The following is a 15619-nucleotide window of genomic DNA, read 5'->3' on the forward strand; positions in this document are numbered from 1 at the left end:
TGATCCCGCTGCGGCGGGATCAACGAGCACGACGGGTGGCTGTCTTCTTCGCAGCAGTCTTCTTCGCGGGGGCCTTCTTGGCGGCCGTGGTCTTGGCCGCGGTGGTCTTCTTGGCCGCCGTGACCTTCTTCGCCGGCGCCTTCTTGGCCGCGGTCACTTTCTTTGCCGCCGTGGTCTTCTTGGCGGCGGTGGTCTTCTTCGCTGCCGCCGTCGTGGTCTTCTTGGCGGCGGGTGCCTTGGTGGCTGCCTTACGGGCGGTGGTCTTGGCCGGACCCTTCGACGGCGTCGCCTTCTTGGCGGCGGTCTTCTTGGCCGCCGTCTTCTTGGCTGCCGCCTTCTTCGCCGCCACCGGGGCGTTCACGCCACGCTTGACGGCGGGGCCGGACGCGGCCAGCTTCTGCTTGCCCGCGATCACCGCCTTGAACTGAGCGCCCGGCCGGAAGGCAGGCACCGAAGTCGCCTTCACCTTCACGGTTTCACCGGTACGCGGGTTACGGGCAACCCTGGGGGCACGCTTGCGCTGTTCGAACACACCGAATCCGGTGATGGTGACGCTTTGACCTTTGTGCACGGCACGGACGATGGTATCGACCACGTTCTCGACAGCCGCAGTAGCCGTGCGCCTGTCCGTACCCAACTTTTCGGTCAGAACGTCGATCAGTTCCGCCTTGTTCATTGAATCCTCCGCAGACTAATGGCCCGTCGTCGGACCGACTAGGTACCACGGTAAACCCAGTTTGAGCAAGAGTCTATGTGCCACGCCAAAATTCATGTGGTTTAGCACACGTCCAGCTACCGCCCCCAGGGGATGCGCCGCCAATCCCCGGTGGTGATTACGCTTGCGAAATAGGCTCCGGCAGCGTCACGGGTTTCCATGACGGCCTTCCCTTTTCGAAGTCGCCGATGACGTCGGCCTGGCGCAGCGTCAGCCCGATGTCGTCCAAACCCTCCAGCAGACGCCACCGGGTGTAGTCGTCAATATCGAACGGCAACACGACGGTTCCCGCCGTCACGGTGCGCGCGGTCAGGTCGACAACCAATTCCAGGCCGGGCTGTTCCTCCATCAGCTTCCACAGCATTTCGACATCGTTCTGTGACATCTGCGCGGCCAACAGGCCGCCCTTGCCCGCATTCCCACGGAAGATGTCGGCGAAACGCGACGAGATGACCACCCGAAAGCCGTAGTCCGACAGCGCCCACACCGCGTGCTCACGCGAGGAACCGGTGCCGAAATCCGGGCCGGCCACCAGAACACTGCCGTGACGGTAGGGCTCGGTGTTCAGAATGAAGTCCGGATCGGCCCGCCAACCGGCGAACAGGCCGTCCTCGAAACCAGTGCGGGTCACCCGCTTCAGGTAAACGGCGGGGATGATCTGGTCGGTGTCGACATTGGACCGGCGCAGCGGGACCCCGATGCCTTTGTGAACAGTGAAGGCTTCCATAACGATTCTCCTTCGATCGTGGTGGTCGGGGCGCTCAGGCCAGATCGGCGGGCGAGGACAGGGTTCCGCGGACCGCGGTGGCGGCCGCCACCAGCGGCGAGACCAGGTGGGTACGGCCACCCTTGCCCTGCCTGCCTTCGAAATTGCGGTTCGAGGTGGACGCGCAGCGCTGGCCCGGCTCGAGCTGATCGGGATTCATGCCCAGGCACATCGAGCAGCCCGCCTGGCGCCATTCCGCGCCCGCGGCGGTGAAAATCTCGCCGAGTCCTTCTTTTTCCGCCTGCGCGCGCACCTTCATCGACCCGGGTACGACCAGCATTCGCACGCCGTCGGCGACGTGGCGTCCCTTCAAAACATCGGCGACCGCACGCAAATCCTCGATCCGGCCGTTGGTGCAGGAACCGACGAATACGGTGTCCACGCTGACCGCACGCAGCGGCATTCCCGGCGTCAGGTCCATGTAGCGCAACGCCTTCTCGGCGGCGTCACGCTCGTTCTCGTCGGCGATCTGGGCCGGATCCGGCACGTCCGCGCCCAGCGGCAGGCCCTGGCCCGGGTTGGTGCCCCAGGTGACGAACGGGGTCAGCGTGTTCGCGTCGATATGGACCTCGGCGTCGAAAGCCGCGCCCTCGTCGGTCTTCAGCGCCTCCCAGGCGGCCACCGCGGCGTCCCAGTCCGCGCCCTGCGGCGCGTGCGGGCGGCCCTTCAGGAATTCGTAGGTCACCTCGTCCGGGGCGATCATGCCCGCACGGGCGCCCGCCTCGATGGACATGTTGCAGATCGTCATCCGCGCTTCCATCGACAGCTTGCGGATCGCCTCGCCGCGGTATTCCAGCACATAGCCCTGGCCGCCGCCGGTGCCGATCTGGGCGATCACGGCCAGGATCAGGTCCTTGCTCGTGACGCCGGGCGCCAATTCGCCGTCGACGGTGATGGCCATCGTCTTGAACGGGCGCAGCGACAGCGTCTGGGTGGCGAGCACGTGCTCGACCTCGCTGGTGCCGATACCCATCGCCAGCGCGCCGAACGCGCCGTGGGTGGAGGTGTGGCTGTCGCCGCACACCACGGTCATGCCCGGCTGGGTCAGGCCGAGCTGCGGGCCGACCACGTGCACGATGCCCTGCTCTACATCGCCCATCGGGTGCAGGCGGACGCCGAACTCGGCGCAGTTGCGGCGCAGCGTCTCCACCTGGGTGCGCGAGACGGGGTCGGCGATCGGCTTGTCGATGTCGGTGGTCGGGACGTTGTGGTCCTCGGTGGCGATGGTGAGATCAGGCCTGCGTACCGGCCTGCCCGCCGCGCGGAGCCCGTCGAAGGCCTGCGGGCTGGTCACCTCGTGCACGAGGTGCAGATCGATGTAGATCAGGTCGGGTTCGCGGGAGGAACCTTCGCCGGCACCGGTAGTGACGACGTGCTGTTCCCACACCTTCTCGGCCAGTGTGCGGGCGCGCTCGGCCATGGCTTGATCACCTTTCGACGGGCATACTTGGTATCTCAACATATGAGACGTTAGTATCGTTCTATGAGACAGCATAGCGGTATCGGTGTCCTCGACAAAGCCGTGGCGGTGCTCTACGCCGTCGCGGACGAGCCATGCGGTCTCAACGACCTGTGCACCCGCACCGGCCTGCCCCGCGCCACGGCGCATCGGCTGGCGGTCGGGCTGGAGACGCACCGGCTGCTGGCACGTGACGGCAACGGGCTGTGGCGTCCGGGCCCCGCGCTCACCGAACTGTCCGCGGGGGCCGCCGACCCACTGGTGGAGGCCGCAGGGTCCATTCTGCCCCGTCTGCGGGAGATCACCGGCGAGAGTGTCCAGTTGTACTGCCGCGACGGGCACGCGCGCGTCTGCGTGGCCGCGCTCGAGCCGCCCGTCGGCCTGCGCGACACCGTCCCGGTCGGCTCCCGGCTCCCGCTCACCGCGGGCTCGGCGGCCAAGGTGCTGCTGGCGTGGGCCGACCCGGAACTACAGCGCACGGTCCTGGCCGACGCGGTGTTCGGCGATCGCGCGCTGGCCGAGGTCCGCAAGCGGGGGTGGGCGCAGAGCGCCGCCGAGCGCGCACAGGGCGTGGCGAGCGTCTCGGCGCCGGTGCGTGACACGGCGGGCCTCGTGGTGGCCGCGGTGTCGGTCTCGGGCCCGATCGACCGGATGGGCAGGCGACCCGGCGCGCGCTGGGCCGCCGATCTGGTCGCCGCCGCGGAGGCGCTGCACAAGCGGTTGTAAAACGAAGAAGACCCCCGGTCGAATTCGACCGGGGGTCTTTCTTTGTAGCCCCGACGGGATTTGAACCCGCGCTACCGCCTTGAGAGGGCGGCGTCCTAGGCCGCTAGACGACGGGGCCAGGACGATCTCACCGAAGTGAAACCTTGCTGGGGTACCAGGACTCGAACCTAGAATGGCTGAACCAGAATCAGCTGTGTTGCCAATTACACCATACCCCAAGGATGGAAACGCCCGGCCTTGCGTCTCACCGGCTGGTTGTCGGTGTTGCGAGGCCGTGTTCCGCGGCGATGAGAAGATTACCAAACACAGTGGGGTAAACTACAAATCGCCTGGTCAGGAGCCTATTTTTAGCTGTTTTGACCGTTCCGGGGCGGCTGCGGACCGGCCGCGTCCGCCCCGGACGCACTCACTGCGCTGCGGGCACCCAGCCACGCGCGGCACGCAGCCGGTCGAGCGAGACCTCGCGGCCCAGCAGTTCCATCGACTCGTAGAGCGGCGGGCTGATGTGCGAACCCGTCACCGCGACGCGCACCGGCGCGAACGCCTTACGCGGCTTGAGCCCCAGATCGTCGATCAGCGCCTTCTTCAGCGCCTCTTCCAGGGCGGGCGTCGTCCACTCGGCCAGCGGCTCAACGGCGGCGATCGCGGCGTCGAGCACCGGATCGGCCTCGGCGCCGAGGTTCTTGCCGCCCGCGGCCTGGTCGATCGCGAACTCCGCCGGCTCGACGAACAGGAACTTCAGCAGGTCCCACGCGTCGCCGAGCACCACGATGCGGGTCTGCACCAGCTCCGCCGCGGCGAGGAAGGCCTTCTCGTTGATTTCGGCGCCGATATGACCCTGCACGGTCAGGTACTCGCGCAAACGGTGGCCGAAATCACCCGGCTCGAGCAAACGAATCTGCTCGGCATTGATGGCGTCGGCTTTCTTCTGGTCGAAGCGGGCCGGATTCGAATTCACCGTCGAAATGTCGAATGCCGCCACCATCTCCGCCATGGAAAACACATCGCGATCCTCGGCGATACTCCAGCCGAGCAGGGCGAGGTAATTCAGCAATCCCTCGGGGATGAATCCACGATCACGGTGGACGAACAGATTCGATTCCGGGTCGCGCTTGGACAGCTTTTTGTTGCCCTGGCCCATCACGAACGGCAGATGACCGAACTCCGGCGTGAACTCCGCGACCCCGATACGCTGCAGCGCCGCGTACAGCGCGAGCTGCCGTGGCGTCGAGGAAAGCAGGTCCTCACCGCGCAGCACATGGGTGATCTTCATCAACGCGTCGTCGACCGGATTCACCAATGTGTAGAGCGGATCACCATTGCCGCGAGTGAGCGCGAAGTCGGGCACGGTACCGGCCTTGAAGGTGGTTTCGCCGCGCACGAGATCATTCCAGCCGAGATCTTCGTTCGGCATTCGCAACCGGACCACCGCGGGCCTACCCTCGGCCTTGTAGGCCGCGATCTGCTCGGCAGTCAGGTCACGGTCGAAATTGTCGTAGCCCAATTTCGGGTCACGACCGGCCGCGCGATGCCGGGCCTCGACCTCGTCCGGCGTCGAGAAGGATTCGTAGGCCTCGCCCGCCTCGACCAGCTTGCGCACGACCTCGAGGTGCTGATCGCGGCGCTGCGACTGCCGGTACGGCTCGTAGGGGCCGCCGACCTCGGGGCCCTCGTCCCAGGTCAGGCCGAGCCAGCGCAGCGCGTCCAGGATCGCCCGGTAGGAATCCTCGGAATCGCGTGCGGCGTCGGTGTCTTCGATGCGGAAGACGAAGCTTCCGCCGTGGTGGCGCGCGTACGCCCAGTTGAACAGCGCCGTGCGGATCAGGCCGACGTGCGGCGTGCCGGTCGGCGACGGGCAGAAACGGACCCGTACTTCAGTCATGACTCTCTCTCCGCGGTATCAGCGCTTGGTGGCAACAGGATTGGTAAGGGTGCCGATGCCCTCGACGGTGACCGACACGTTCTGCCCGGCCCGCAGCGGGCCGACGCCTTCCGGTGTGCCGGTGAGGATCACGTCACCGGGCAGCAGGGTCATCACGGTCGACACCCATTCGACGATCTTGGGGATGTCGTGCAGGAACAGCGACGTGCGGCTGCGCTGGCGGACCTCGCCATCGACCTCGGTGACGATCTCCAGATCACTTGGATCCAGCGCGGTTTCGATCCACGGGCCGAGCGGGCAGAACGTGTCGTAGCCCTTGGCCCTTGTCCACTGCCCGTCGTGGCGCTGCTGGTCGCGGGCGGTGACGTCGTTGGCGACGGTGTAGCCCAGGATGACATCGGCCGCCTTGGCCGCGGGCACGTCCTTGCACGGGCGGCCGATGACCACGGCCAGCTCGCCCTCGTAGTCGACCTGAGAAGAGCTGGGCGGCAAAATGATCGGCGCGTTCGGGCCGACGATCGCGGTGTTGGGCTTCAGGAAGATCACCGGGTCGGCCGGCGCCTCGCCGCCCATTTCGGCCGCGTGGGCGGCGTAGTTCTTGCCGATGCAGATGACCTTGCTCGCCAGGATCGGCGCCAGCAGGCGGACATCGGCCAGCGGCCAGCTCCGGCCGGTGAACGTCGGCGAGCCGAACGGGTGTTCGGCGATCTCCTTGGCGGTGGCATCGCTGCCGTCACCTTCGATGCTGACGAACGCGACTCCATCGGGACTGGCAACTCGACCTAAGCGCATGCCCCGGAGTCTATCGAGACACGCCCACCTGCCCGAACGCGCCCGGGACGCAACGCGCGACAAGTGATACGCCCGCGGGTGGAGTGCGGGCAATCTCACACCGATGTGATTCGAAGCCGCTGCCCGCCTGTGGGATTCGCACTCCGCACCGTCCTCTCCGGTTGTGATCTGTCAGACACCGAATCAGGGGGCGTCATTCGGCGGTCACGGGTGTACCGTGAATCCAGATGTTCACCACATGAGACATCAATCTCAAATATTGAGATGCAATCGTGCAATCCGGCGAGGTGAGAATCGTGACAGAGGTGCGGCAGACGGCCGAAGTGACCAGGATCGGCGACGGCAGACGCTGGCTGATGCTCGCCCTCGGTGTGTTCGCGCAGACCTCGAGCTCGATCTTCATCCACGGCACCCCTTTTCTCCTGCCCGCACTCACCGCGCGCGGTGATTCCCTGTTCGCCGCGGGCGCGCTGGTCGCCCTGCCGACCGTCGGCCTGGTGTGCACGCTGATCGCGTGGGGCTATGTCGTCGACCGGATCGGCGAACGGATCGTGCTGGTGGCGGGCACGGCACTGATGTTCGTCGCCGGGGTGGCCGCCGCGCTGGTGGACGACCCGATCGCGTTCGGCGCGCTGCTGTTCCTCGGCGGTGTGGGCGCGGCCAGTTCCAACGGCGCGAGCGGCCGCGTGATCGTCGGCTGGTTCCCGCCCGACCGGCGCGGCCTGGCCATGGGCATCCGCCAGACCGCCCAGCCGCTGGGCGTCGGCCTGGCCGCGCTGAGCATTCCGTGGGTCGCCGAACACCACGGCGTCCCCGCCGCCCTGCTGGTCCCCGCGCTGATGGCCGGTATCGCGGCGATCGGCTGCCTGGCCGGCATCGTCGACCCGCCGCGTCCGCCCGCCAAGGCCGCCGACCGCGCCAACCCCTACCGCGGCGATTCCACCCTGTGGCGCATCCACGCCGTGTCGATCCTGCTGGTCTTCCCGCAGGCCACTCTGTGGACCTTCGCCCTGCTGTGGTTGCACCGCGACCTGGGCTGGTCGCTGGCCGCCGCCGGCGCGCTGATGACGGCCACCCAATTCCTGGGCGCCGCAGGACGAATCGGCGCGGGCGCCTGGTCCGACCGGGTCGGCAGCCGCCTTGGCCCGCTGCGTCAGGTGGCCGTCGGTGCCGTCGTCGCGATGGCCGCCCTGACGCTCACCGCCTGGACAGACTGGTGGTGGCTGGCCGTCCCCCTGATGGTCGCCGCCTCGGTGATCTCGGTGTCCGACAACGGCTTGGCCTTCACCGCCGTCGCCGAAATCGCCGGCCCGTTCTGGAGCGGCCGCGGCCTTGGCATCCAGAACACCGGCCAGAACCTCGCCATCGCCGCCGTCCCACCGGTTTTCGGCCTCCTGATCACCGCGACCGGCTTCTCCGCCGCCTTCGCGGTGGCCGCCATCGCCGCCGCGGCCGCGGTCCCATTGGTGCCACGAAAGTAGCTGTGCCACATCATGTTTCGCTGAACCGAATCCTGATGCGACACAACAGGACAGCGAGGGCCCGCTCCCGGTGCGATTCGGAGCTGGCCCTGTTCGGACAACGCGAAGGCCCGCTCCGGCAACAGCCGAGCGGGCCTTCGGTTGTTCAGCGTCCTCAGACGATGGCGGCGATCCGGTCGCCCACCTCGACGGTGGAGGCGGTGCCGGTGCGCGAGGCCAGGTCCTTGGCGACGGCGGACTCGATGCGCGCCGCGCCCTCGGTGTTGCCGAGGTGGTTGAGCAGCAGCGAGACCGACAGGATGGCGGCGGTCGGGTCGGCCTTGGACTGGCCCGCGATGTCGGGCGCGCTGCCGTGGACCGGCTCGAACATCGACGGGTTGACGCCGGAGGCGTCGATGTTGCCCGAGGCCGCCAGGCCGATGCCACCGCTGACGGCGGCGGCCAGGTCGGTGATGATGTCGCCGAACAGGTTGTCGGTGACGATCACGTCGAAGCGGCCCGGGTCGGTCACCATGTGGATGGTGGCGGCGTCGATGTGCTGGTAGGCGGTCTGCACCTCGGGGAACTCGGCGGCGACCTCGTTCACGGTGCGCTGCCACAGCGACCCGGCGAAGGTGAGCACGTTGTTCTTGTGCACCAGGGTCAGGTGCTTGCGGCGGGCCTGTGCGGTGGCGAAGGCGTAGCGGACCACGCGCTCGATGCCGAAGCGGGTGTTGGTGGACACCTCGGTCGCGACCTCGTGCGGGGTCTCGACGCGGATCGCGCCACCGGTGCCGGTGTAGGGACCCTCGGTGCCCTCACGCACGACCACGAAGTCGATGTCGGGATTGCCCGCCAGCGGGCTGGTGACGCCCGGGTACAGCCGCGACGGACGCAGGTTCACGTGATGGTCCAGCGCGAAGCGGGTCTTGAGCAGCAGACCGCGCTCGAGCACGCCGCTGGGCACCGACGGGTCACCGATCGCGCCGAGCAGGATCGCGTCGTGCTGCTTCAGCTCGGGCAGCACCGACTCCGGCAGGATCTCGCCGGTGCGGTGGTAGCGGGCAGCGCCCAGGTCGTATTCGGTCTTCTCGACACCGGGCGACACCACGTCGAGCACCTTGAGCGCCTCGGCGATGACCTCGGGACCGATGCCGTCACCGGCGATAACTGCGAGCTTCATGAAATTCTCCGTTCGGGGTGAGGCGGATCTTGCGGTGCCGCCTCACCCAACCCCGTCGGGGCCGACCTCGAGGAGGCCCGCACGCGAAGCGTGCGTCGCGGCCGTCCCGCCGTTCAGGTGCCGCCGCGTAGGCGACGCAGGAGCAAGCAGCGGTGCCTGAACGGCGGGACCTGAGGGCCGCGACCTCGAGCGCGCCAGCGCTCCAATAATTCAGGCCAGGTCGACCAGGACGACCTTGGCGGCGCCGACGGCCTCGGCGATCGCGGTCTGCACCTCGGCGGACACCTCGCGGTTGACGCGCAGCACCACGGTGGCGCCTTCGGCGTCCACGTCCTGGCTCAGCTGCGCGGCCAGGATGTCGATCTCGGCCTCGCCCAGCTTGGTGCCGATCTTGCCCAGCGCGCCCGGCTTGTCGCTGTAGTTCAGCACGGCCAGGTTCAGGCCCTCGGCGCGCATGTCGTAGTTGCGGCCGTTGATGTTGACGATCTTGTCGACCAGGTTCGGCTCGGTCAGCGTGCCTGCCACGTTCAGGGTCGAGCCGTCGCCGAACACGGCGCGCAGGTCGACCATGCTGCGGTGGTTCGGGCTCTCGGTGGCGGTGGTGACCTCGGCGGTGATGCCACGCTCCTTGGCCAGCGCGGGCGCGTTGACGAAGGTGACCTGGTCCTCGACCAGCGCCGAGAACACGCCGCGCAGGGCGGACAGCTCCAGCACGGCGACATCCTGCGAGGCGAGCTCGCCGCGCACCTGCACCTCGACGCTGACGGGCAGCTCGCTGGCGATGGCGCCGAGGAGGGCACCCTGCTTGCGCACGACGTCCAGCCACGGCGCGACGACATCGTTCACGGCGCCACCGGTGACGTTCACCGCGCCCGGCACGAACTCACCGGCCAGCGCCAGCAGCACCGACTTGGCGACATCGGTGCCTGCGCGGTCCTGGGCCTCGGCGGTGGAGGCGCCGAGGTGCGGGGTCACGACGACCTCGGGCAGCTCGAACAGCGGGCTGTCGGTGCACGGCTCGGTCTCGAACACGTCCAGACCGGCGGCACGCACGTGGCCGGACTTGATGGCGTCGGCCAGCGCCTGCTCGTCGATCAGGCCACCGCGGGCGGCGTTGACGATGATGACGCCCGGCTTGGTCTTGGCCAGCGTCTCGGCGTTGAGCATGCCCTTGGTCTCGGGCGTCTTCGGCAGGTGGATGGAGATGAAGTCGGCGCGCTCGAGCACCTCCTCCAGGCTCAGCAGCTCGATGCCGAGCTGGGCGGCGCGAGCGGGCGAGGTGTAGGGGTCGTACGCGACGATCTTGGTCTCGAAAGCGGCGAGACGCTGCGCGAACAGCTGGCCGATGCGGCCGAGGCCGATGACGCCGACGGTCTTGCCGAGGATCTCGACACCGTTGAACTTGCTGCGCTTCCAGGTGTTCTCGCGCAGGGTGGCGTCGGCGGCCGGGATCTGGCGCGCGGCGGCGAGCAGCAGGGTGACGGCGTGCTCGGCGGCGGTGTGGATGTTGGAGGTCGGCGCGTTGACGACCATCACGCCACGCTCGGTGGCGGCGGGCACGTCGACGTTGTCGAGGCCGACGCCGGCACGGGCGACGATCTGGAGCTTCTTGCCCGCCTCGAGCACCTCGGCGTCGACGGTGGTGGCGGAGCGCACGAGCAGCGCGTCGGCCTCGGGGACCGCGGCGAGCAGCGCCGGGCGGTCGGGGCCATCGACCCAGCGAACCTCGACACCGTCACCGAGCGCGTCGACGGTCGACTGGGCGAGCTTGTCGGCGATCAGAACTACAGGACGGCCTGCTTGGCTCACTGTGGGGTACTCCTGGGGAAGAAAGGGGTCGGCAGTTACCGCCGACCAGAATAGTCGCCGGAGTTCGGCTGCCCTTACCCCCCTGCCGAAAACCGGGTGAACCCTGGGTGTCGCGCCACCTACTATCACGCCATGTCCTTGCGCACCGTCCCCGAATCGATGGATCCGGCCGTCGTGGCCGCCGTCGACGCCGAGCTCGACCGGGTGGCGGCCGAGCACGACGTGTCCATCCGGCTGGCCATCGAAAGCGGCAGCCGCGCTTGGGGTTTCCCTTCGCCGGATTCCGACTACGACTGCCGGTTCGTCTATGTGGCGAGCCTGGAGACCTATCTGTCACCGTGGTCGCGTCGCGATGTCATCGAGACGCCGCTGGTCGGGCTGCTCGATGTGAACGGCTGGGATCTGGCCAAGGCGCTGCGCCTGCTGGTGCAGGGCAACGCGGTGCTGGTCGAGTGGCTGATGTCACCGATCGTCTACCGCGGCGACGAGGCGTTCCGCGCCCGCCTGCGCGAGGTGGCCGAGGAGGTGGCCGATCGCGACCGGATCGCCCGGCACTATCTGCACCTCGGCGCGCGCCAGTGGGCGCTGTTCGAGCGCAACGGCGGCTTGAAGAAGGTGTTCTATGCACTGCGCCCGGCGATGGCGCTGCGCTGGTTGCGCGAGCATCCCGGCGCCGCGGTGGCCCCGATGCACCTGCCGACCCTGCTCGCCCAGTGCGAGCTGCCTGCCGACCTGATCGCCTCGATCACCGAACTGACGGCGCTCAAGTCCAAGACCAGGGAGATGGGCTCGGCCGCCCCGCCGCGCTTGATCGCGGACTTCATCGACGACGAGTTCACCAGGGCGGCAGCGGAATTCGCGGCGCGCGGGCCGCGGGATCTGACGGCGGCGCGAGCGGTGACCGACGAGTTCTTCCGCACGGAGGCACTGGCCCCCAGATAGCAGAAACTCCGCACCTACTGGTGCGGAGCTTCACGTTCGTACGCTGGTCAAGCGCAGAATCAGAGGACGCGGACGTCCTGAGCCTGCGGGCCCTTCTGACCCTGACCGATCTCGAACTCCACACGCTGACCCTCGTCGAGGGAGCGGAAGCCCGAGCCGCTAACAGCCGAGTAGTGCACGAAGACGTCGGGTCCGCCGCCGTCCTGTGCGATGAAGCCGAAGCCCTTCTCGCTGTTGAACCACTTCACAATGCCCTGAGCCATTTCAAAACCTTCTGTAGACGAGCCAGGTCCTAATAGTCCGGTCCCGGTCTCGCCTTCAACAATGCCATGCTCCGACGAATTCCTCCACACCCGACTTCGCGGACTGTGAGCAAGCCAACGCCGCGATGCCGCCGGCCGGTGCTGTCACACAAGCGACCGGATGGATGCTCGATGTATGCCGAGGTAGTTGCGGCGAGGATGCCGGATTCGATCGATACCCTCCATCGAACCGACTGGCACGCTTCACCATCGACTTCTCTATGCAGCTGTGCCCCGTCACCGTCAGCATCCCTAGACATTTTCTAGAAACCCAGTACGGCAAATTTTCTACCAGCGTATTTTCCGAGTTTGTGAGGGAGCGCACACCTCGTGGAGAAATCACGCAAGGAGTAGAGAGTGCTGGACATCAACCATTTCACCTACGGCTGGGTAACCCCGCTGCTGGCGTATCTCATGTCGGTCCTCGGGTCGATGCTGGCACTGCGTTGCATGGTTCGCTCGCGCGCATCGGGTAGTCATGGCGGCTGGCTCACCGCGGCCGCGATCGCACTCGGCGGGACCGGCATCTGGGTCATGCATTTCATCGCGATGCTCGGCTTTTCCGTGCACGGCGCGACCATCCGATACAACGTCCCGATCACCTTGTTCAGCGCCGCCGTCGCGATGGGCGTGGTGTGGCTCGGGCTGTCCATCGTGGTGCGCCGCAGCTGGGACAGCGCCGCCCTCCCGGTGGGCGGGACGATCACCGGTCTCGGCGTCGGCGCGATGCACTATTCCGGCATGTACGCGATGAAGACCGACATCGAAATCGTCTACGACCCGTTCGTTGTCGCCGTCTCGATGGTCATCGCCGTCGTCGCCGCCACGGCCGCGCTCTGGTTCGCCCTGCACATCCACGGCCTCGTCGCCACCATCGCCGCCGCACTGCTGATGGGTGTGGCCGTCACCGGCATGCACTACACCGGCATGTTCTCGATGAGCGCGCACACCAGCGCCCACGTCGCCCACGCCTCCGGCGCCACCGCCACCCAGCTGCTCACCCCGCTGATCATCGGGATCAGCATGGTCACCATGATCCTGCTCATGCAGGTCGGCATCACCGAGGCCGAGGACCCCAACCTGGCCAGGCCGGTGCACGGTCAGCGCGCGAGCCGCTTCTGGCCCAGCGGCCAGAACTGAATCTGTCGTACCCCGTTGAGACACTGAGGAGGTAGCAATCACCGGCTCCGGCCGAGTCTCTACGGGGGATCCACATGCTGTTTTTCATCATCGCGGCCGTGCTCTGCGCGGGCGCGGGCGCTCTCGCCCTTTTCGCCGCCTCGATCGCCGAATCCAAGGCGACCGACGCGCTGCTCGCGTCGCGGGCCGCCTCGCATTTCATCGGCGACGGCAACCCGACCAGCGGCTTCTTCGTCCTGCGTGCCCGCCACGACCGGCTGCGCCGGCTCAGCACGCGGCTGCTGACCGTCAGCGCCGTGGCGGCGCTGGCGGCGACCGGTTTCGCGATCTACGCCGTCGGCGTCTACTAGACGACCCGCACGTGGTGCGCTTCCGGCCCGCGCCGGGTCTCCCTGATCCCGAATTCCACCCGCTGACCAGCGCGTAGCGTGCGGAATCCCTCCCCGAGCAGTTCGGTGTATTCCACGAACACCTCCGCCCCGCCCGCGTCGGGGGTGATGAATCCGAATCCCTTGCCGCTGTCGAACCAGCTCACGACGCCGCCCGGCATCAACCGACCTTCCGAATCATTTGCCTGACACGCTGATTCGCCCATGGTCGCATGCCTCACCCCGCGACACGAAAGCCGTGGAGTCGTCGCAGCCGTCCGGCGGCATCCGCGCTGGATAAACTCCAGGTAGGTCCGCTGGGGACCGGCCGGGTCCGGGAGAACGGAGAGCCGGTGCAGCCGAGCGCCACCACCGTCCGTTCCGCCGCCGAAGCGGTCACCGTCTTCATGGCCACCTCGGTCGCGGTTCTCGCGATCATGCTGCCGATCAGCTTCGCCGACCTGGCCGAGGCGCGGCACGTCGATCTGCTGGTGTTCAACATTCCGCGGGCGATGACCGGTGGCGCGTTCGCCGCGATCATCACCGCGGCGGTCACGGTCGCCGTCGGCAGCCGGCGCACCGCCCGCTGGACGGCGCTGCTCGCACTCGCCGGCATTGTCCTGAGCCACCTGCTGCTGGTCCCCCACAGCGATAACGGCAACTCCACCGGCCTCTCGCTGGCCACGCTCAATTTCATCGACGCGCTGCTCGCCGGCGTGACGCTGGGCGCGATGGCCGTCGTGGTCTGGCCCGAACCGCTGCTGCGGACCGTCTACCTGTTCGCGGTGCCCGCCGCCGCCGTGCTCGGCGACCTCACCGAGACACCCACCGACGAGGGCTCGGCCGGCTTCGACGGTGTCCTCGCCGGTTCGCTGCCGCTGTGGTTCATCGCGGCCGCGGTACTCGCACTCACCTACTTCGCGATCACGACCGCCACCCCGCCGCGCACCAGTGTGGACACCGCGATTCCCCTGGCCCCCGTGTTCGCCGGTGTCGTCGCCTTCTCGACCATTCTGGTGACGTCGCTGGCCGTGGCGGCCCGCGAGACGAGCATCCCGTATGTGATCGTCGGCTCGATCGTCGTCGTCGCGGCCGCGACCGTGGCCGCGCTGATCCTGCCCGAACGCGACGGTGTCCTGGTGCTGCTGATGACCGGTTTCGCCGTGGCGGGCAGTCTCGTCATCACCCTGCCCCGTTCGGGTCTGGTCGATGTGGGCACCGTCCTCGCCCTCGGCGCCGGACTGCTGGCAGGCCTGCGCCGTCCCCGCGCCGTGGCCGCCGCGGTCAGCGTGGTCATCCTGGCGGTCTTCGTCCTCGCCACTGACATGCTCGACCCACCGGCGACCCTCAATGCCGCGGTCGGCTGCCTGGCCCTCGGCGCGATCTGCGGCTACTGCGTCGGCTCCGCCGTCCCGTCGAGCCCCACCTCAGCCACGGTCGGCCTGTCGATCCTGTGCGTGCCGTCCATGGGAGTCGCGTTGAGCGACACCGAGTTCGGCCACCTCGCCTACTCGTCGTCCTGGTACCGCACCGCCGACGTCAACCGAGGCCCGCTCCCCGCGACGATCGCGATCGGCATCGCCGTCGGCTGCGCCGTCGCCATCGCGCTACTGATCCGTCACCGCCCCGCGCCCGACTAGTCAGGCGTCCTGCCAACCCAATTCGGAGAACGCCCGCCCGGTCAGCACTTCCCCGAGCCCCACCCGGCAGTATTCGACGATCTCGCTCGGCAGCGCCCCCACCTCGAACCACCGCAATTCCGAACACTTCTCCGGCTCACAGTTCGTCACCTCACCACCCCAGCGCCGGACGGTGAAGAACATCTGCACCCGCTCGGCACTGTGCAGCACATGAGCGAATTCCACGTCCTCGGTGGCGATCTCGACCCCCACTTCCTCGCGCGCCTCACGAATCAGCCCCGCCACTGCCGACTCGCCCGCCTCGAGATGCCCAGCAGGCACATGGAACAGCCCATCCCCGAACCCGGTATCGCGCCTGCGCCCCAACAACACCCGCCCATCCCCGTCGAGGAGCACCAGATGAACACCGACGAGCACCCGATACTTGTCCACGAA

General features: G+C 67.8%; 16 protein-coding genes and 2 tRNA genes. 6 read left to right on the forward strand and 12 right to left on the reverse strand.

Going from position 1 to position 15619, the window contains the following annotated elements; translation table 11 throughout:
- Positions 1-19 precede the first annotated feature (19 nt).
- The 3 genes from ACWF82_RS00175 to leuC form a co-directional block, all read right to left on the reverse strand.
- A complete protein-coding gene (locus ACWF82_RS00175; RefSeq protein ID WP_189024485.1) occupies positions 20-676 on the reverse strand; it encodes an HU family DNA-binding protein in 657 nt (218 codons plus the stop codon).
- A 157-nt stretch (positions 677-833) separates the two neighbouring features.
- Positions 834-1442: a 3-isopropylmalate dehydratase small subunit gene (gene leuD / locus ACWF82_RS00180; protein WP_189024488.1), complete on the reverse strand. Its 609-nt coding sequence runs from the start codon at positions 1440-1442 to the stop codon at positions 834-836.
- Positions 1443-1476: 34 nt separating this feature from the next.
- Positions 1477-2901 carry a 3-isopropylmalate dehydratase large subunit gene (gene leuC, locus ACWF82_RS00185; protein ID WP_452496424.1) on the reverse strand — a complete coding sequence of 475 codons (1425 nt, stop codon included), beginning with the start codon at positions 2899-2901 and terminating at the stop codon, positions 1477-1479.
- A 63-nt stretch (positions 2902-2964) separates the two neighbouring features.
- On the opposite strand from leuC, the gene ACWF82_RS00190 reads away from it, so the two are divergent.
- Positions 2965-3666, forward strand: a complete 702-nt coding sequence (locus tag ACWF82_RS00190) for an IclR family transcriptional regulator (protein WP_378851355.1) — start codon at positions 2965-2967, stop codon at positions 3664-3666.
- A 45-nt stretch (positions 3667-3711) separates the two neighbouring features.
- On the opposite strand, the gene ACWF82_RS00195 is transcribed toward ACWF82_RS00190, so the two are convergent.
- The 4 genes from ACWF82_RS00195 to ACWF82_RS00210 all read right to left on the reverse strand — a co-directional run bounded on the left by ACWF82_RS00195 (position 3712) and on the right by ACWF82_RS00210 (position 6340).
- Positions 3712-3784, reverse strand: a tRNA-Glu gene (locus ACWF82_RS00195).
- A 28-nt stretch (positions 3785-3812) separates the two neighbouring features.
- Positions 3813-3884 (reverse strand) — tRNA-Gln (locus tag ACWF82_RS00200).
- Positions 3885-4072: 188 nt separating this feature from the next.
- Positions 4073-5548 carry a glutamate--tRNA ligase gene (gltX, locus tag ACWF82_RS00205; RefSeq protein WP_452496427.1) on the reverse strand — a complete coding sequence of 492 codons (1476 nt, stop codon included), beginning with the start codon at positions 5546-5548 and terminating at the stop codon, positions 4073-4075.
- An 18-nt stretch (positions 5549-5566) separates the two neighbouring features.
- Positions 5567-6340 (reverse strand): fumarylacetoacetate hydrolase family protein, encoded by a 774-nt coding sequence (locus ACWF82_RS00210; RefSeq protein WP_452496429.1) that lies wholly within the window; start codon positions 6338-6340, stop codon positions 5567-5569.
- Positions 6341-6696: 356 nt separating this feature from the next.
- Between ACWF82_RS00210 and ACWF82_RS00215 the strand changes: the two genes are divergently transcribed.
- Positions 6697-7821, forward strand: a complete 1125-nt coding sequence (locus ACWF82_RS00215; RefSeq protein ID WP_452496979.1) for an MFS transporter — start codon at positions 6697-6699, stop codon at positions 7819-7821.
- Between the two features lie 154 nt (positions 7822-7975).
- Here ACWF82_RS00215 and ACWF82_RS00220 read toward each other — a convergent pair whose 3' ends face one another.
- Both ACWF82_RS00220 and serA read right to left on the reverse strand, forming a co-directional pair.
- The gene (locus tag ACWF82_RS00220) at positions 7976-8983 is read right to left on the reverse strand and encodes a 3-isopropylmalate dehydrogenase (RefSeq protein WP_357160421.1); all 1008 of its coding nucleotides are present in this window, start codon (positions 8981-8983) and stop codon (positions 7976-7978) included.
- Positions 8984-9193: 210 nt separating this feature from the next.
- Positions 9194-10792 (reverse strand): phosphoglycerate dehydrogenase, encoded by a 1599-nt coding sequence (serA, locus tag ACWF82_RS00225; protein WP_452496431.1) that lies wholly within the window; start codon positions 10790-10792, stop codon positions 9194-9196.
- A 132-nt stretch (positions 10793-10924) separates the two neighbouring features.
- Between serA and ACWF82_RS00230 the strand changes: the two genes are divergently transcribed.
- A complete protein-coding gene (locus tag ACWF82_RS00230; RefSeq protein WP_452496433.1) occupies positions 10925-11734 on the forward strand; it encodes a nucleotidyltransferase domain-containing protein in 810 nt (269 codons plus the stop codon).
- Between the two features lie 59 nt (positions 11735-11793).
- Here the strand turns inward: ACWF82_RS00230 and ACWF82_RS00235 are convergent, their stop codons facing one another.
- Positions 11794-11997 (reverse strand): cold-shock protein, encoded by a 204-nt coding sequence (locus ACWF82_RS00235; RefSeq protein WP_014987157.1) that lies wholly within the window; start codon positions 11995-11997, stop codon positions 11794-11796.
- 396 nt (positions 11998-12393) lie between these two features.
- On the opposite strand from ACWF82_RS00235, the gene ACWF82_RS00240 reads away from it, so the two are divergent.
- Both ACWF82_RS00240 and ACWF82_RS00245 read left to right on the forward strand, forming a co-directional pair.
- Positions 12394-13176, forward strand: a complete 783-nt coding sequence (locus ACWF82_RS00240; RefSeq protein ID WP_452496435.1) for an MHYT domain-containing protein — start codon at positions 12394-12396, stop codon at positions 13174-13176.
- Positions 13177-13250: 74 nt separating this feature from the next.
- Positions 13251-13526 carry a hypothetical protein gene (locus ACWF82_RS00245; protein ID WP_452496436.1) on the forward strand — a complete coding sequence of 92 codons (276 nt, stop codon included), beginning with the start codon at positions 13251-13253 and terminating at the stop codon, positions 13524-13526.
- On the opposite strand, the gene ACWF82_RS00250 is transcribed toward ACWF82_RS00245, so the two are convergent.
- Positions 13523-13726, reverse strand: a complete 204-nt coding sequence (locus tag ACWF82_RS00250) for a cold-shock protein (protein WP_452496438.1) — start codon at positions 13724-13726, stop codon at positions 13523-13525. The two genes, ACWF82_RS00245 and ACWF82_RS00250, sit on opposite strands and share 4 nt — an antisense overlap.
- Positions 13727-13897: 171 nt before the next feature.
- Here ACWF82_RS00250 and ACWF82_RS00255 point away from each other — a divergent pair, with 171 nt between their 5' ends.
- A complete protein-coding gene (locus ACWF82_RS00255; RefSeq protein ID WP_452496440.1) occupies positions 13898-15184 on the forward strand; it encodes a hypothetical protein in 1287 nt (428 codons plus the stop codon).
- Here the strand turns inward: ACWF82_RS00255 and ACWF82_RS00260 are convergent, their stop codons facing one another.
- Positions 15185-15616: an NUDIX hydrolase gene (locus ACWF82_RS00260; protein WP_452496441.1), complete on the reverse strand. Its 432-nt coding sequence runs from the start codon at positions 15614-15616 to the stop codon at positions 15185-15187. It abuts the gene before it with no gap.
- Positions 15617-15619 lie beyond the last annotated feature (3 nt).

The organism is Nocardia sp. NPDC055053 (genome assembly GCF_053608285.1).

Bases quoted from the DNA above. Each gene is read 5' to 3' on its own strand.
- ACWF82_RS00230 (WP_452496433.1), top strand. From the start codon at position 10,925: ATGTCCTTGCGCACCGTCCCCGAATCGATGGATCCGGCCGTCGTGGCC.
- ACWF82_RS00215 (WP_452496979.1), top strand. From the start codon at position 6,697: ATGCTCGCCCTCGGTGTGTTCGCGCAGACCTCGAGCTCGATCTTCATC.
- gltX (WP_452496427.1), bottom strand. From the start codon at position 5,548: ATGACTGAAGTACGGGTCCGTTTCTGCCCGTCGCCGACCGGCACGCCG.
- ACWF82_RS00220 (WP_357160421.1), bottom strand. From the start codon at position 8,983: ATGAAGCTCGCAGTTATCGCCGGTGACGGCATCGGTCCCGAGGTCATC.
- ACWF82_RS00235 (WP_014987157.1), bottom strand. From the start codon at position 11,997: ATGGCTCAGGGCATTGTGAAGTGGTTCAACAGCGAGAAGGGCTTCGGC.
- ACWF82_RS00190 (WP_378851355.1), top strand. From the start codon at position 2,965: ATGAGACAGCATAGCGGTATCGGTGTCCTCGACAAAGCCGTGGCGGTG.
- ACWF82_RS00250 (WP_452496438.1), bottom strand. From the start codon at position 13,726: ATGCCGGGCGGCGTCGTGAGCTGGTTCGACAGCGGCAAGGGATTCGGA.
- ACWF82_RS00245 (WP_452496436.1), top strand. From the start codon at position 13,251: ATGCTGTTTTTCATCATCGCGGCCGTGCTCTGCGCGGGCGCGGGCGCT.
- leuC (WP_452496424.1), bottom strand. From the start codon at position 2,901: ATGGCCGAGCGCGCCCGCACACTGGCCGAGAAGGTGTGGGAACAGCAC.
- ACWF82_RS00175 (WP_189024485.1), bottom strand. From the start codon at position 676: ATGAACAAGGCGGAACTGATCGACGTTCTGACCGAAAAGTTGGGTACG.
- leuD (WP_189024488.1), bottom strand. From the start codon at position 1,442: ATGGAAGCCTTCACTGTTCACAAAGGCATCGGGGTCCCGCTGCGCCGG.
- ACWF82_RS00210 (WP_452496429.1), bottom strand. From the start codon at position 6,340: ATGCGCTTAGGTCGAGTTGCCAGTCCCGATGGAGTCGCGTTCGTCAGC.